At 75.3% G+C, this 15,285-nt stretch carries 16 protein-coding genes; 4 read left to right on the top strand and 12 right to left on the bottom strand.

Features of this window, described 5'->3' with window-relative positions:
- A partial coding sequence (locus BMW99_RS32390) for a sensor histidine kinase (protein ID WP_143080592.1) occupies window positions 1–421 on the top strand: 421 nt, incomplete at its 5' end.
- Window positions 422–556: 135 nt separating this feature from the next.
- Here BMW99_RS32390 and BMW99_RS32395 read toward each other — a convergent pair.
- A complete protein-coding gene (locus BMW99_RS32395; RefSeq protein WP_079176260.1) occupies window positions 557–1,120 on the bottom strand; it encodes a hypothetical protein in 564 nt (187 codons plus the stop codon).
- 162 nt (window positions 1,121–1,282) lie between these two features.
- On the bottom strand, window positions 1,283–2,278 hold the full coding sequence (locus tag BMW99_RS32400; protein WP_075018076.1) for a PfkB family carbohydrate kinase: 996 nt from the start codon (window positions 2,276–2,278) through the stop codon (window positions 1,283–1,285).
- Window positions 2,279–2,503: 225 nt separating this feature from the next.
- On the opposite strand from BMW99_RS32400, the gene BMW99_RS32405 reads away from it, so the two are divergent.
- On the top strand, window positions 2,504–3,682 hold the full coding sequence (locus BMW99_RS32405; RefSeq protein WP_069466827.1) for an epoxide hydrolase family protein: 1,179 nt from the start codon (window positions 2,504–2,506) through the stop codon (window positions 3,680–3,682).
- Between the two features lie 83 nt (window positions 3,683–3,765).
- Here the strand turns inward: BMW99_RS32405 and BMW99_RS32410 are convergent, their stop codons facing one another.
- Complete coding sequence (locus BMW99_RS32410) at window positions 3,766–5,061, bottom strand: MFS transporter (RefSeq protein WP_079138979.1); 1,296 nt, start codon at window positions 5,059–5,061, stop codon at window positions 3,766–3,768.
- Window positions 5,062–5,116: 55 nt separating this feature from the next.
- Here BMW99_RS32410 and BMW99_RS32415 point away from each other — a divergent pair, with 55 nt between their 5' ends.
- A complete protein-coding gene (locus BMW99_RS32415) occupies window positions 5,117–6,106 on the top strand; it encodes a DUF5937 family protein (protein ID WP_075018077.1) in 990 nt (329 codons plus the stop codon).
- Between the two features lie 6 nt (window positions 6,107–6,112).
- Here the strand turns inward: BMW99_RS32415 and BMW99_RS32420 are convergent, their stop codons facing one another.
- Complete coding sequence (locus BMW99_RS32420; RefSeq protein WP_075018078.1) at window positions 6,113–6,349, bottom strand: hypothetical protein; 237 nt, start codon at window positions 6,347–6,349, stop codon at window positions 6,113–6,115.
- Between the two features lie 118 nt (window positions 6,350–6,467).
- Here BMW99_RS32420 and BMW99_RS32425 point away from each other — a divergent pair, with 118 nt between their 5' ends.
- The gene (locus BMW99_RS32425) at window positions 6,468–7,040 is read left to right on the top strand and encodes a TetR/AcrR family transcriptional regulator (RefSeq protein WP_075018079.1); all 573 of its coding nucleotides are present in this window, start codon (window positions 6,468–6,470) and stop codon (window positions 7,038–7,040) included.
- Window positions 7,041–7,043: 3 nt separating this feature from the next.
- Here BMW99_RS32425 and BMW99_RS32430 read toward each other — a convergent pair whose 3' ends face one another.
- From BMW99_RS32430 to BMW99_RS43215, 8 genes are all read right to left on the bottom strand, one after another.
- Complete coding sequence (locus tag BMW99_RS32430; protein ID WP_069465387.1) at window positions 7,044–8,231, bottom strand: permease; 1,188 nt, start codon at window positions 8,229–8,231, stop codon at window positions 7,044–7,046.
- 452 nt (window positions 8,232–8,683) lie between these two features.
- Window positions 8,684–9,673: a hydrogenase expression/formation protein HypE gene (hypE, locus tag BMW99_RS32435; RefSeq protein WP_079138709.1), complete on the bottom strand. Its 990-nt coding sequence runs from the start codon at window positions 9,671–9,673 to the stop codon at window positions 8,684–8,686.
- Between the two features lie 100 nt (window positions 9,674–9,773).
- Window positions 9,774–10,904: a hydrogenase formation protein HypD gene (gene hypD, locus BMW99_RS32440; RefSeq protein WP_069465389.1), complete on the bottom strand. Its 1,131-nt coding sequence runs from the start codon at window positions 10,902–10,904 to the stop codon at window positions 9,774–9,776.
- On the bottom strand, window positions 10,901–11,257 hold the full coding sequence (locus BMW99_RS32445) for a HypC/HybG/HupF family hydrogenase formation chaperone (protein WP_069465390.1): 357 nt from the start codon (window positions 11,255–11,257) through the stop codon (window positions 10,901–10,903). Before BMW99_RS32445 ends, hypD begins: the two co-directional genes overlap by 4 nt.
- 15 nt (window positions 11,258–11,272) lie before the next feature.
- Window positions 11,273–13,723, bottom strand: coding sequence for a carbamoyltransferase HypF (hypF, locus tag BMW99_RS32450; RefSeq protein ID WP_075018087.1), 2,451 nt, complete (start codon window positions 13,721–13,723; stop codon window positions 11,273–11,275).
- A 16-nt stretch (window positions 13,724–13,739) separates the two neighbouring features.
- The gene (hypB, locus tag BMW99_RS32455) at window positions 13,740–14,660 is read right to left on the bottom strand and encodes a hydrogenase nickel incorporation protein HypB (protein WP_079138466.1); all 921 of its coding nucleotides are present in this window, start codon (window positions 14,658–14,660) and stop codon (window positions 13,740–13,742) included.
- A gap of 5 nt (window positions 14,661–14,665) precedes the next feature.
- Entirely contained in the window at window positions 14,666–15,043 is a 378-nt protein-coding gene (locus BMW99_RS32460) for a hydrogenase maturation nickel metallochaperone HypA/HybF (protein ID WP_069463920.1), read from the bottom strand.
- A 141-nt stretch (window positions 15,044–15,184) separates the two neighbouring features.
- Window positions 15,185–15,283, bottom strand: coding sequence for a DUF6893 family small protein (locus tag BMW99_RS43215; protein ID WP_407640347.1), 99 nt, complete (start codon window positions 15,281–15,283; stop codon window positions 15,185–15,187).
- Window positions 15,284–15,285: the final 2 nt, after the last annotated feature.

A 15,285-nucleotide genomic window follows, 5' to 3' on the forward strand; every position in this document is an offset into this window, starting at 1 on the left:
GAGGACGCCGGTGGTGACGCAGGGCGTCGCGGAGACCGCGGACATCCTCGCCGACCCGCCGCTGCTGGAACGGGTGATCGCCAACCTCGTCGCCAACGCCGTACGGCACACCCCGCCCGGCAAGAAGGTCCTGGTCAGCGGGAGCGCGCTGGGCGACCGGGTCGAGCTGCGGGTGATCGACCAGGGGCCCGGCCTGCAACCGGACGACCACGACCGGATCTTCGAGCCGTTCCAGCGCATGGGCGACACGGACAACACCACCGGTCTGGGCCTGGGCCTCGCGCTCTCGCGCGGCCTGACCGAGGCGATGGGCGGCACCCTCACTCCCGAGGACACGCCCGGCGGCGGCCTGACGATGGTCGTCTCGCTGCCCGCCGCGGCGGCGTCCCCGCCCGCACCTCAGGAGCAGGCCCTGGCGTGAGGGCCCGGCCGTGTCCGAGGGCGTGGAACGGGCAGGGCCGCGATCCGCGGGTGCGGCCCTGTCCGCCGGATGTCACGGGACGGGGTCACCGTGCGGCCCGATGCGCCGGAGCCGGCCTGGTTCGCCGGAACGGCGCTAGTTCAGGCCCGAGGCGCGCAGGATCGCCGCGGCTTCACCGTCGACGCGGTGCGCGAGTGCGTCGAGCACGCGGGCACCGGTCCGCAGGGTGCCGCGCTCCTGCGAGCGGTGCACACCGGCTTCCAGCAGGTGCCACAGCAGGGGGTTGGCGACGACGGTCTCGGAGTCGAGTTCGACGCGGCGGCCGTCCACGTCGCGCAGCACCAGGCTGGTGGCGAGGTCGCCGATGAGCCACATGCCGGCGAGGGCGTCGGTGCGGACCGTACGGGTGCGCAGCAGCCCGCGCACCGCCAGCCGGCCCTGCCCCGCGGTCACCCGCGGGGGCCACAGCAGGGCGAGCACGACGAGCGCGGCGCCGAGGGTGGCGGCGGCGTACGCGGCGCCGAGGTCGCCCGAGTCCGCTTCGGCGAGCATCGCCAGGGCGAAGGCGGCGCCGGCGCAGCCGACGGCCCAGCGGCGGTCGCTGCGGAAGCCGCGCGCGTGGGCGGTGTCCCGCACCGGGCCGTGTGCCAGGGGCCGGCCGGCCTCGATCTCGGGCAGCCGGCTGTCTCGCCATCCCATGTCTCCGACGCTAGAGGCCGGCACGCGCGCGGGGACCGGGCGCTGACGACGCCCTGACGCCGGACGGTATTTCCCTGACGCCTTCTTGACGCCCCGGCCCCTTCGCCCGGCGACACGCTCGCGGACATCAGGCGTTCCGGCCCGGCGCCGCTCTCCCTTACGTCAGGCGTTCCCGAAGGTCCCGGTCGTCCCGGCGGTCCCGGCGGTCGCCGCCGTGGTGCCGTTCGCGGCGAGCGCGGCGCGCAGTTCCCGCGCGTCCGGAGGCTGGGCGCCGCTGCGCGTGGTGGCGAGCGCGCCTGCCACCACGGCCTGCCGCAGCACCCCTTCGACGTCGTGGGCCGTCGCCGGGATCCGTACGCCCGTCGTGCCGCCTTCGGGTGCGAGGAGCGCGGCCAGCAGCGCGGACTGGAAGGCGTCGCCGGCCCCGATGGTGTCCGCGACGTCGGTCGGCGGCGCCGGGACCGAGACCTCCGCGCCGGGAACGAAGCCGGTGGCGCCCCGCGCGCCGCGGGTCAGCACCGCCAGGCGCGGTCCGAGAGCGAGCAGGTCGCGGGCGGAGCGGCCGGGGTCCTGCCCCGGATACAGCCACGCCAGGTCCTCCTCGCTGGCCTTGACGATGTCGGCGGCCGCGGCGATCCGCTCCGCCGCGGCCCGGTACGCGTCGCGGTCGGGCTGCACGGCGGGCCGCACGTTGAGGTCCACGGCGACGGCGGCCCCCGGGCGTCCGCGCAGCCGCCGGCACGCCTCCACCACCCGCGCCGCGCCCGGCTCGACGACCACCGCCAGCGACCCGGTGTGCAGCAGCACCGTGCCGTCGGGCACGGCGACGGTCCGTGGGTCCCAGGCGGCGAGGAAGTCGTAGCGGGCCGAGCCCGTCGCGTCGTCGACGTAGGCGAGCGCCACGGTGGTGCGGCCGGAGTCCGCGGGGGCGCGCAGCACGTCCAGGCCGGTGGCGGCGAGGTGGCCGGCGACGAGCGAGCCGGGCGCGTCGTCGCCCCACGCGGTGATGAGCGAGACGGGGACGCCGAGCCGCCGCAGGCCGATGGCGACGTTGGCGGGGCTGCCGCCGGGGTGCGGGACGACGGTGCCCGTGCCGGTGCGCCACACGAGGTCGACGAGGCTCTCGCCGACGACGGTGATCTGCCCGGTGGTGCTCATGGCGCCTGCCTTTCGCTGCCGCTGGCGGTCGGCCGCCGGGGCGCCGGCGGCGGGGTTCGAGGGCGATGTCACGGTACCCGCCGCGCAGCCGGGTGCCGCCCGAGGGCCCGCGCTGCCGCCGGCCCGTGGCCCCGCGGGCCCGCGGCCGGGAGGCGGGCACCGGCGTTACGCGCGGTGCGCCGCGCGCTCCCCGGGGCCGTCCGTCACGGCACGTACGATGCGGCCATGACGGACGCGACCCCTCGACCCGAGCCGTTCACCCCGCACACCCCGCCCGCGGCCCTCGACGACCTCAGGGCCCGGCTGCGGGCCACCCGCTGGCCCGACGTGCCGGAGGACGCCGGCTGGGGCATGGGCGCCGACGTGGACTACCTGCGGGAACTCGTCACCTACTGGGAGCGGGAGTTCGACTGGACGGCACAGGAGGCGGCCCTCGGGCTCCTCCCCCACTTCCGCGTCCGGCTCGGCGGCCTGGGGATCCACTACGTGCACGTGCGGGCGGCGGCCACCGCCGGTCCGGCCATGCCGCTGGTCCTCGGTCACGGGTGGCCGGACGCGTTCTGGCGCTACGTCAAGGTCATCCCGCTGCTCACCGACCCGGGGGCGCACGGCGGCGACCCCGCCGACGCCTTCGACGTGGTGGTCCCCGACATGCCGGGCTACGGCTACTCGGACCGGCCGGCCGGGGAGCCGCTGAACTCCATCGCCGTCGCGGGCCTGTGGGCCGAGCTGATGAGCGTGCTCGGCTACCCGCGGTTCGGCGCGGCCGGCGGCGACATCGGCAGCCACGTCAGCCGCTACCTGGCGCTCGACCACCCGGACCGCGTCGTGGCCGTGCACCGCACCGACGGCGGCGTGCCGCTGGTCACCCCCGGCCGGCCCGAACTCGCCCCGGAGGAACGGGAGTGGATCGACGGCGTGGCGGCCTGGGGCGCGGCGGAGGGCGCCTACGCCGCCATGCACCGCACCAAGCCGCAGACCGCGGCCGTGGGTCTCAGCGACTCGCCGGCGGGGCTGGCCGCGTGGATCGTCGAGAAGCTCCGCGCGTGGAGCGACTGCGGCGGCGACGTGGAGCGCTCCTTCACCAAGGACGAGATCCTCACGCTCGTCTCGCTCTACTGGTTCACCGGGACCATCGGCTCATCGATGCGCATGTACCGCGCGAACGGGTCCATCCCGCCGGAGCAGCTCGCCCGCCGCGTGGAGGTGCCGTCGGGCTTCGCGCTGTTCCCCGGGGACATCGTGCGGCCTCCGCGGGCCTGGCTGGAGCGCACCGCGAACGTCGTCCGGGTCACCGAGCCGCCGCGTGGCGGCCACTTCGCGCCCTTCGAGGAGCCCGCGCTGTACGCGGAGGAACTCCGGGCGTTCTTCCGGCCGTTCAGGGCCGCGGCCGCCATGTCCTGACGCCCGGTCCGTGACGGGTCGGCGCCGGTGTTCGGCCCGGTCGGCGGCGGTGGACGGCGAGGGCCGGTCCCGGTCCCGGTCGGTCAGCGGCGGTGTTCGGCCCAGCGCACCGCGGGCACCATCGCCGCGCCGCTGAGCGCGAACAGCGCGGCGGGCACCGCCCATCCGAGCGGGCCGTGGTCGACGGCGGTGGCCGTGACGACCGCCGGGCCCGCCATCATCCCGGCGGACGCGCCGGCGTTGAAGACACCCTGGTACGCGCCGGTGGCCGCCGGATCCGCGAGGTCGTAGCCGAGCAGCCAGCCGCCGGCCTGGGAGAGGACCTCTCCGGCCGTCTCCAGCACGACGGCCGCGAGCAGCACGGCGGCCGCCGCTCCGCCCGGCAGGCCGTGGGTGACGGCGATGACCAGACACGAGCCGGCCAGCAGCAGCCCGGAGGCCCGGCAGGCGCGGGCCGCGGACCGCAGGTCCCTGGTCGCGCGGGTCGCCCGGACCTGGAAGGCCACCACCAGCACGGTGTTGAGGATCAGCGCCGCCGAGACCACCACGCGCGGCGCGTCGGTCTCCCGCACCACCCACAGCGGGATGCCGACGTTGAGCACCGCGAACTGCAGCGTGAGCAGCGCGTTGAGGAGGGTGACGGCGAGGTAGGGCGCGTCCCGCAGGGCGCCGCGGCGCGTGGCCGGCGGGGCTCCGGCGGTGTCCTGCGCGTCCCCTTCGCCGGCGGATTCCCGCGCCCGCACGGCCGAGGCGACGTCCGCTCCGCGCGCCGTGACCGGGATGCGGGTCAGCATCGCGGCGACGGCGGCGAACGTGACGGCGTTGACGAGGATGACCGCGTCGTAGGCCGGCCGGCTGTCGGCCTGCAGGGCGAGCGCGGCGACCGCCGCGCCCGCCCCGATGCCGACGTTGGTGACCGCCCGCAGATAGGCCCGCCCCTGGACCCGCGTCGCCTTCGGCAGGGCGTCGGCGTACAGCGTGTTGCGCACCGTCGACGACGCGCGGTCCACGGCGGTCTCCAGGCAGACCACGACCATGAACACGGCGAAGCCGCGCACCAGGACGTAGGAGGCCATGCCGGCGGCCTCGACGACGCACAGCACCGTCAGCATCCGGCGGCTTCCCCACCGGTCCGCGGCCCGCCCGGCGGGGATGCTCGCCACCACGCCGCACAGGCCCGCGGCGGTCAGCCCGATGCCGACCCGGCCCACGCCGAGACCCGTCACGCGGGTGAAGTAGAGGACGCTCACCGCCATGAACAGCCCGTTGCCCACGGTGTTGACGAGGACCATCCAGGACAGCCTGCGGACCACGGGGTCGGGGTGCAGGAGTCGGCGGGGCGCGGTGGGCGGGGCCGTCGGCACGGCGGTCGAGGTCATGACCAGATGACAGCCGCTGGCCCGGCTCCCGGGAACTGATTTAGCCTGGCGCTCAATGATCCGCTTCCGGCTCGGGCTCGCCGACCTCGCCTCCGCCTCGTTCGCCTGCTCGGCGCTGCACGAGGCCGTGTTGAGCCTGCGGATGTGGGACCACCCGGGGTACTACGTCGAGCAGACGCCGTGGTTCCACCGGATGCGGCCGGACTTCGAGGCGCTGCCGGACCGCGACCTGCTGCGCTCCCTGGTGGCCTCCAACCGCTTCACCCCCGATTTCCTGACGCCCCGTCCCACCACCCCCTGGCCGGACTTCCAAGCCGAACTGGCCGTCCTGCGCACGACCCGGACGGACCGTGTACGGCCCGACCTCGAGGCGGCGTTCCTGCCGCACGACCGGGCCGTCCCGGCACCGCTCGCGGACCTGATGGACGACCCGGCCGCCCTGCTCGACCGGATCGCGGGCGCGCTCGCCGTGTACTGGGAGCGCTGCCTGGCACCGGCCTGGTGGCCGCGGGCCCGGTCGGTGCTGCAGGCCGATCTCGTCCACCGGGCGCGCGTGCTGGCGGAGGGCGGCGCGGACGCGCTGTTCGCGGACCTCTCCCCGAGGCTGCACTGGCACGAGGGCGTGCTGACGATCCGCTGGGACCATCCCCTGGCGCTCGCCCGCGAGGACGTCGACGTGGACGGCCGTGGCCTGGTCCTGATGCCGACCTGTTTCGGGCGCGGCGCCAGCACCTCCATCGACCCGGGAGAGCCGCCGATCATCAGCTATCCGGCCCGGGGCCGGGCCACGATGGCCGAGAACCTGCGCCCGCCGCCCCCGGCACCGGCGTTGCGGCGCCTGCTCGGCGAGCCCCGCGCGCGGCTGCTCCTGCTGCTCGACGAGCCGGCCTCCACCACCGAGTTGGCCCGCCGGCTGGACGTCACGCCCGGGGCCGTCAGCCAGCACCTGCGGGTGCTCCTCGAGGCCCGTCTGCTGAACCGGGCCCGGCACGGCCGCATGGTGCTCTACGCCCGCAGCGCGCTCGGCGACGCCCTGTGCGGGTAGGCGGGTTCAGGACTGCGCCTCCTCGGGCGGCTGGGCTCCGCCGTGCCGCCGCTGGTGCAGGTGGAGGCGGGCGAGGATGCCGTCGCGGGTGGGGGTGTGGGGGCCGTCCCCAGGACGGTGGTGGCGGGACCGGTCCGCGCCGTGGACGGTGTCGTGGTGGGCCTGCGCGGCGGCGACGAGCGCGTCCTCGTCCTCGCCGGTGATGTCCTCACGGCAGCTGCGGCAGGTCAGGGTGAGCGTCATGGTGGTGCCTCCTCGGCGGGCCGGCTGGGATGCCGTGGTCGTCGTGCACCTTTTTTCGATACACAGTGTCGCCCTCTCGTCCGAGTGTCGCACAGTCGGCGTCGCGTAGAGTACGGGTGTGCCGAAACTGTGGGACGAGACAGTGGACGCGCACCGGGCCGCGGTGCGCGAGGCCATCGTGCGCGCGACCGCGGAGCTCGTCGCGGAACACGGCGTCGCCTCGGTGAAGATGGCGCAGATCGCCGAGCGGGCGGGCGTCGGGCGGGCGACGCTCTACAAGTACTTCCCGGACGTCGAGGCGATCCTGGGCGTCTGGCACGAGGAGCATGTCGCGGCCCATCTGGGCGAGTTGCGGGCGGCGCGCGAGCGCGGCGGCTCCGCCGGGGCGCGACTGCGGGCCGTGCTCACCGGCTACGCGTTCATCGCCTTCCACCGCGCGGGGGCCGACGCGGAGATCGCCGCCCTGGTGCACCGGGGCGACTCCGCCACCGAGGCCCGCGGGCAGCTCCTGACCCTGCTCGGCGACGCGCTCGCCGAGGCGGCGGCCGACGGCGCGGTCAGGGACGACATCGCGCCTGTCGAGCTGGCGCAGTACTGCCTGCACGCCCTGGAGGCGGCGGGCGCGCTGGCCTCGCAGGCGGCGGTACGGCGCCTGGTCGCGGTCACCCTGGACGGCCTGCGTCCGGCGTGACCGTCAGTGGTGGGAGTGCCCGTGCCCCTCTGCCGACGCGGGGGCGTGCGCGTCCCCGGCGTCGGGCGACCCGCCCATCATGCGCAGCATCGCGATGCCGCCGGTGGTCACGAAGCGCACGGCGAGGGCGGCGGCCAGCAGCAGGAAGACGATGTTGAGCCAGGTCGTGTAGTTCCACCGGACGCCCTCGGCCGGGACCTTGGCGTCGGCCTGGTCGGGGATCAGGCCGAGCCCGCCGAAGAGCAGTTCCACGACGTAGCCGGCGACGACCATCGTGGCGTAGAAGGTGCCGAGGATGAACAGGGTCATCCGCGCGCCGTAGTACTTCCGGTAGATGTTGAGGATCGGCAGGATCAGCAGGTCGGCGAAGATGAACGCGACCACGCCGCCGAAGCTGATGCCGCCCTTCCAGAGCACCACGGCCAGCGGGACGTTGCCGATGGAGCAGACGAAGGAGGCGATGGCCACCAGCGGGCCGACCAGCGGTCCCCACAGCTTCGCGGCGAGCGGGTGGCCGGTGAAGAAGAAGGAGCGCCAGAAGGAGTCCGGCACCCAGGCGGCGATCGCCCCGGCGATGAGCAGGCCGACCACCAGGTCGCGCAGGATCGCCGCCCACTCCATGACGAAGATGTGGGAGACCGCGGTGGAGCCCTCGCGGGACAGCAGCCGGCGGGCGAACGAGCCCTCGCCCCGCACCGACATGTCCATGGCGGCGTGACCCTCCATCGAGCCGGCCAGGCCCCGGTCCGCCTGCCGGCGTGCCTCCCCGAGCAGGCGCTCCCGCAGGAACAGCCGGAACAGCACCGCGAGCAGCACGATCATCACGGGGCCGCCGACGAACTCGGCGACGGTGAACTGCCAGCCCATCAGCAGCGCGAGGATCACGCCGAGCTCGACCACCAGGTTCGTCGAGGCGATCTCGAAGGCCATGGCGGCGGTGAAGTCGGCACCCTTGCGGAACAGGGAACGGGCGAGTGCGACGGCAGCGTAGGAGCAGGACGAGGAGGCGATGCCGAGCGCCGAGGCGGCGGCCAGCGTCCGCGGGCGGTCGTCACCCAGCGCGCGCACCACCGTGGAGGTGCGGACCACGGCCTGGACGACCGCGGACACCGCGAACCCCAGGATCAGCGCCCAGGTGATCTCCCAGGTCATCGATCCGGTGATGGACAGGGCATGAGTGACGGCGTGCATCCCGCTCCCTTCGCCGGCCGGCCGCGCGCAGCCACCCGAGCCTATACCCCTCTGGGGTATAGGCCGGAGCAGCGTCCGCGACGGCACGAGGGAAGCGGGAGGCAGGGTCGGCGTGAGCGGCGACGGCGGCGGCCTGCACCGCGGGGTCCGAGGGCCGGCACCTGGACGAGGTGCACCTCTTCGAGGGGGGCGACCTGCCGCGCCGCCTCTGGCGCGTCACGCGGACCCGCCCGCGGGAGACCGCCCCGGGGCGGTGCCGCCGGGCCCGAGTCCGCGCCACCCCTGGCGCTGAGGTCGCCAACCACCGCCGGAACGTGGTCGTCGACCCGCAACCCGTCGCACCGGTGGTGCCACTCCCCCTGACCTCGCGATCACCGGGGCGGCCGGCGGCCCCAGGCACCTGGTGGTGCAAGGCGACCGCCGGCCGGCTCTCGCCCGGCCAGGATCAAAGGTCAGCAGATCCTGGGCAGCTGCTCCCCGAGTGGGAGGTCCACGACACGGGTGCCGCCCAGCGCGGTGCGGGCCACCACCATGCCGGGATGGTCCTCGACGCACTCCCCGATCACCGCCGCACCGGCCCCGAGCGGATGCGCGCGCATCGCGGCCAGGACCGCCTCGGCCTCCCCACGCGGGACGAACGCCACGAGCTTGCCCTCGTTGGCGACGTACATCGGGTCCAGGCCCAGGATGGCGCAGGCGTTGGCGACTTCGGGCGGCACCGGTACGCGGTTCTCCTGGAGCACCACGCCGACCCCGGCCGCGGCCGCGATCTCGTTGAGCGACGCGGCGAGCCCGCCTCGGGTCGGGTCGCGCAGCACGTGCACGTCCCGGGTGACGTCCAGCATCGTCTGCACCAGTCCGCCGAGCGCGGCGCAGTCGCTCTGGATCTCGACCCCGAACTCCAGCCCTTCGCGGACGCTCAGGATGGCCACGCCGTGCTGCCCGATGGGGCCGCTGACGATCACGACGTCGCCGGGCACCGCGCGTTGGGGCCGGATGTCGACGCCGTCGGGGATCAGGCCGATGCCCGCGGTGTTGACGTAGATGCCGTCGCCGTGGCCGGACTCGACGACCTTGGTGTCGCCGGTGGCGATCTCGACGCCGGCGGTGCGGGCGGCCGCGCCCATGGCCTCGGCGACGCGCGCCACGACCTCGACGGACACGCCTTCCTCCAGGATGAACCCGCAGGACAGGTACGCGGCCCTGGCCCCGCTCATCGCGATGTCGTTCACGGTGCCGTTGACCGCCAGGTCACCGATGCTGCCGCCGGGGAAGAACAGCGGCCGCACCACGAACGAGTCGGTGCTGAACGCCATCCGGGCGCCGCCGAGTTCGAGGTGCGCGGAGTCGCCGAGGCCGGACAGGGCGGGACCGGCGAAGGCCGGGGCGAAGACGTGCTCCACGAGTTCGGCGCTCAGCGCGCCGCCGCCCCCGTGGCCCATGACGATCCGCGGCAGGTCGCGCAGCGGCGCGGGGCACGTCCAGCCGGAGAAGTCCGGGGCCGCGGGCGCGGGCACGGACACCTGCGCGGGTGCGGTGATGTCAGCCAACGGGGCTCGCCTCCACGGGTGCGGGTGCCTGGGTGCCGCCGAGCCGGCGGTACAGGTAGTAGGCGGCGCAGGCTCCCTCGCTGGAGACCATCGTCGCGCCGAGCGGGGTCCTGGGGGTGCAGAGGGTGCCGAACGCCTCGCACTGGTGCGGCTTGAGCAGTCCCTGCAGGACCTCGCCGCTGCGGCACTCGGCCGGCTCCTTCGTGTCGATGCCCTCCACCGAGAAGCGGTGCTCGGCGTCGAACTCCCGGTAACGAGCCGCCAGTCGCCAGCCGCTGCCGGGGATGACGCCGATGCCGCGCCAGGCCCGGTCGGTCACCTCGAAGATGTCGGCGAGCATCGCCTTGGCCGCCGGGTTGCCCTCGGGCCGCACCGCGCGGGCGTAGGCGTTCTCCACCGTGTGCTCGCCGCGCTCGAGCTGGGCGACGGAGCGGCGTACCCCTTCGAGGATGTCGAGCGGTTCGAAGCCGGTCACGACGATGGGGACGCGGAACCGGTCGGCCAGTTCCGGGTATTCGTCGGTCCCCATGACGCTGCACACGTGGCCGGCGGCGAGGAACGCGTCGACCCGGCAGTCCGGGGAACCCATGATCGCCTCGATGGCGGGTGGCACCCGCACGTGGGACACCAGCAGGCTGAAGTTGCGGACACCCAGCCGCTTCGCCTGGTGGACGGTCATCGCGTTGGGCGGGGCCGTCGTCTCGAAGCCGATGCCGAAGAACACCACTTCGGACCGCGGGTTCTCCTGGGCGATGCGCAGCGCATCCAGCGGCGAGTAGACCACGCGGACGTCACCGCCCTCGCTGCGGACCTGGAACAGGTCGCGTCCGGTTCCCGGCACGCGCAGCATGTCGCCGAAGGAGCAGAAGACGACCCCGGGCCGGGACGCGATCTCCAGTGCCTTGTCGATGACTTCCAGCGGCGTGACGCAGACCGGGCAGCCCGGGCCGTGGATGAGCTCGACCTCGTCGGGCAGCAACTGGTCGATGCCGTGCCGGATGATGGAGTGCGTCTGGCCGCCGCACACCTCCATCAGCGCCCACGGCCGGGTGACGGTGGCGTGGATCTGGTCGAGCAGCCGGCGGGCGAGCGCCGGGTCCTGGAACTCCTCGAGGTACTTCACCGCCCGGCCTCCTTCACCGCGGCCGGCCCGGCCGCGGCCTGGCCGCCGACCGGCTGGGCCGGGCCGTCCGCGCCCGGCGCGGCGGCCTCGCCCGCGCCCTGTTCCCAGGGGTCGCCGAACTCCTCCTCCAGCAGGCCCAGGTTCTGGAACAGCGCCAGACTCTGCAGGGCCGACGCCTCGTCCAGCCGCTGCAGCGCGAACCCGACGTGCACGATGGTGTACTCGCCGACCTTCAGGTCGGGCAGGTACTCCAGGCACACGTCCTTGACCACGCCGCCGAAGTCGACGGTCGCCATCCGCGTACCGTCGCGTTCCTCGATCTCCATGACCTTGCCGGGCACCGCCAGGCACATACCGATCTCCTCGCTCTAGGCTTCCGGTGGAAGGGTCGGTTCGGTGGTCCGCGGGACCCGGGCGGCCACGACGAGCTGGCCGAGGGCGAGACCGCCGTCGTTCGGGGGCACCTGGCGGTGCCGCAGCACCGTGAAGCCGTCCTCGCGCAGCCCCCGGCAACAGGCCGAGGACAGCAGCGCGTTGGCGAAGACCCCACCGCTGAGCGCCACGGTCGCGAGACCGGTGCGCGCGCGCAGTCCCGCGCACACCCCGCGCACCGCGCCGGCCACCGCCGCGTGGAACGCGGCGGCGACGGCAGCGGGGCCGACTCCGGCGGCGAGGTCGGCGACGACGGCGGCCAGCACGGGGGCGGGGTCGATCAGCAGCGGCGCGGCCGGTCCGCCGCTCCCGTCGTCCGGCCTCAACGCGAAGGTGTAGCCGGGGCGTTCGGGTCGCGGGCCGCGGAACGACGCGGCCGCCGCCTCGAGTTCGATGGCGGCCTGCGCCTCGTACGTCGCGTGGTGGCACAGGCCGGCCAGGGAGGACACGGCGTCGAAGAGCCGGCCCATGCTGGAGGTCGGGACGCAGTGCAGGCCCCGCTCCAACTGGCGCTCCAGCACCTGGCGTTCACCGGGCGGGCAGGCCGCGGTGCAGGGCAGGCCCGCGTCCCAGGGCAGCCCGGCGGCCCGCAGGTGGGCGAGCGCCATCCGGTACGGATGGCGGACCGCCGCGTCGCCGCCGGGCAGCGGCACGTACCGCAGGTGGGCGGCGCGCCGGTAGCCGTCGTAGTCGGCGACGAGGACCTCGCCGCCCCACACCGCGCCGTCGTCGCCCGCGCCGGTGCCGTCGAAGGCGACGCCGATGACGGGGCTGCTCCCGTCCAGGCCGTTGTCGGCCATCACCGCGGCGACGTGCGCGTGGTGGTGCTGCACGAGGCGCAGGCGCGAACCGAACCGGCGGTCGGCCAGTGCGGCCGAGCGGTAGCCGGGGTGCCGGTCGGCCGCGCCCAGGCGGGGGGTGACGCCGGTGATGCCGGACAGGTGACGTGCGGCGTGCTCGAACGCGGTGAGCGTCGCCAGGTCGTCCATGTCGCCGACGTGGGCGGACAGCCACGCCTGGCGGCCCTCGCCGAGGCAGAAGGTGTTCTTGAGGTCGCCCCCGGCGGCGAGCGCGGCGGTGACGGGCACGGGCAGCGGCACCGGGAAGGGCGCGTAGCCGCGCGAGCGCCGCAGCGGCAGCTCCTCGCCGTCGACGATCCTCACCACCGAGTCGTCGCAGGGGACGTGGATCGGCCGGTCGTGGGTGAGCCAGGCGTCGGCCAGGGGCGCGAGCCGCTCCAGTGCCTCGTCGTCGCGCGTGACGATCGGCTCGCCGCCGAGGTTGCCGCTGGTCATCACGAGCAGGCGCGGCCCCGGCGGGTCGCCGGGCAGTCCGAGCAGCAGGTGGTGGACCGGCGTGTACGGCAGCATGACGCCGAGGTCGGCGCTGCCGGGCGCCACGGCCGCGGCGATCCCCGCTCCCCCGGCCGGGGCGGCGGCGGCCCGCCGGCGCAGCAGCACGATGGGCCGCCGGCTGCCGCTCAGGAGCGCCCGTTCGGCGGCGTCCATCTCCACCAGCGGCTCGACGTCCGCCGGTTCGGTGGCCATCACGGCGAACGGTTTGCCGCCACGCGCCTTGCGCTGCCGCAGCAGCCGCACCGCGGACTCGTTCGCCGCGTCGCACGCCAGGTGGTAGCCGCCGAGGCCCTTCACCGCGAGCACCGCGCCGGCCGCCAGCAGCGCGCGGGCGCGGGCGATCGGATCCCCGGCCCGGTCCTCGACCGGGCCCGGGGCGCCGCGGGTCAGCAGGCGCAGCCGCGGCCCGCAGTCGTGGCAGGCCACCGGCTGCGCGTGGAAGCGCCGGTCCGCCGGGTCCGCGTACTCCCGCGCGCAGCGCCCGCACAGGGGGAAGCCGGCCATGGTGGTGTGCGCGCGGTCGTACGGCAGGGCGGTCACGATGGTGAAGCGCGGGCCGCAGTGCGTGCAGGTGATGAACGGGTGCCGGTGGCGGCGGTCGCCCGGGTCGCGCAGTTCGGCCAGGCAGGCGTCGCACGTCGCGGTGTCGGGCGCGACGAGGGTACGCCGGGGCCCGCCGGGGCGGGACGGGACGATGCGGAACGCGGTGTCGCCGACGGCGGGGACGGGTTCGTGCCGGACGGACTGCACCACGGCGAGCGGTGGCGCCTCACCGGCGACGCGGTCGCAGAAGGCAGCCGTCGCCGCCGCCGGGCCCTCGACCTCGGCGACCACGCCCTCGCCGGTGTTCGTCACGTGCCCGGTCAGGCCGAGGTCGGCGGCGAGCGCGTACACGAAGGGCCGGAAGCCCACGCCCTGGACGACACCGCGCACGGTCACCCTGCGCCGTACGACGGGGGCTCCCCCGGTGACCTGCCCGGCCGGCGGCGCCGCGGCGCCCGGGACGGGTCGGGCGGCGGGCTCTGCGGTCATCGGCGTGTGGTCCGGCTCAGTGCGCCGGCGCGGCCGTGTCGCGGGGCGCGTCCACGTCGGGGTGCGCGGGCGCGGGCGTGCCGGGATCGTCCGGCGCGTGCCCATGGCCCTCCGCGGCGCCGTGCCGGTGGCCGTCCTCGTGGCCGTCACCGTGGCCGTCAACGCCGCCGTCAGCGTGAGCGTGCGGGTGGCCGTGCCCGAGGCCGAAGGCGTGGGCGTGCGCGTGACCGTCCTCGACGAGTCCGAGGGCCGGCGTGCCCATCACGGGCCGGTGCGGGGCGGCGCCGTCGGCGACGGCCACCGCGCGTTCGAGCAGCAGCCCGACGCCCTCGCCGCTGCGGGCGGAGGTGAAGACCACCTCCACGCCCGGGTTGACCTGCCGCACATGCGCGAGGAACGCCTCGCGGTCGAACTCGACGGCGGCGGCGATGTCGTTCTTGGTGACGACCACGAGGTGGGCGAGCCCGAACGCGGTCGGGTACTTCAGCGGCTTGTCCTCGCCCTCGGTCACGGACGCGAGCACCACCCGCAGCGACTCGCCGAGGTCGTAGGAGGCCGGGCACACCAGGTTGCCGACGTTCTCCACGAACAGCAGCCGCACGTCCTGCTCGGGCCACCCGTCCAGGTGCCGGCCGAGCATGTCGGTCTCCAGGTGGCACAGGCCGTCGGTGAGCACCTGCCGCACGGGCACGCCCGAACGGGCCAGCCGCCGGGCGTCGTTCTCGGTGGCGAGGTCCGCGGTCAGCGCGGCGACGGAGACGCTGCGCCTGCGCGCCAGGTCCAGCTCGGCCTCCAGCAAGGCGGTCTTGCCGCTGCCGGGGCTCGACATCAGGTTCACCAGGACGGTGCCGCGCGCCGCCAGGCGCGCCCGCAGGTCCTTGGCGCCCTGGTCGTTCTTGGCGAGCACCGCCGTCTGCAGATCCGCGGCACGGCACATGGGCGTCACACCTCCTGACGGGCCGCGGCGGACGGGGCGTCGGCCCAGCGCACCTCGGCGATCTCCAGTTCCCTGCCGGACACCAGGCCACCGGCGGCGCCCCCGCAGCACGGGCAGCACAGCTGCGGGGGCAGTCCGGTGTCCCAGTCCGACCCGCACGGGACGCACTGCGCGCGTCCCGGCACCTGCTGGGTGAGGAGCGCCGCCCCGGCCAGCAGTGTGTTCTCACAGGCGAGTTCGAAACAGAACCGCAGGGCGTCGGGCACCACTCCGGCCAGCTCCCCGACCCTCAGCGCCACCGACTCGACGGCGGTGTGGCCGTGGGAGCGTGCGGCGTCCTCGACCTGGCCGACGACGGCCAGCGCGATGGACATCTCGTGCATGGTCACTCCCTGACGCGGCCGCCGGAGGGGTGTCCCGCGGCCGAGTCCAGTACAGGGTGCGGGAGCGGCGCGGCAGCCCCGCCACGCCGCAGGGCCGCTGCCGCCGTCGCCCGTTCGGCGGCAGCGGGGCGGCCCCGCGGGTCACATCGCGCGCATCTTCAGGTAGCGCCTCACGTCGGGCAGGCTGGTCGCCACCACGGCGGCGAGTCCGCCGAGGACGGCTCCGAACACGTACTTCACCT

It is taken from the genome of Actinacidiphila rubida (genome assembly GCF_900110255.1).
Taxonomy (GTDB): domain Bacteria; phylum Actinomycetota; class Actinomycetes; order Streptomycetales; family Streptomycetaceae; genus Actinacidiphila; species Actinacidiphila rubida.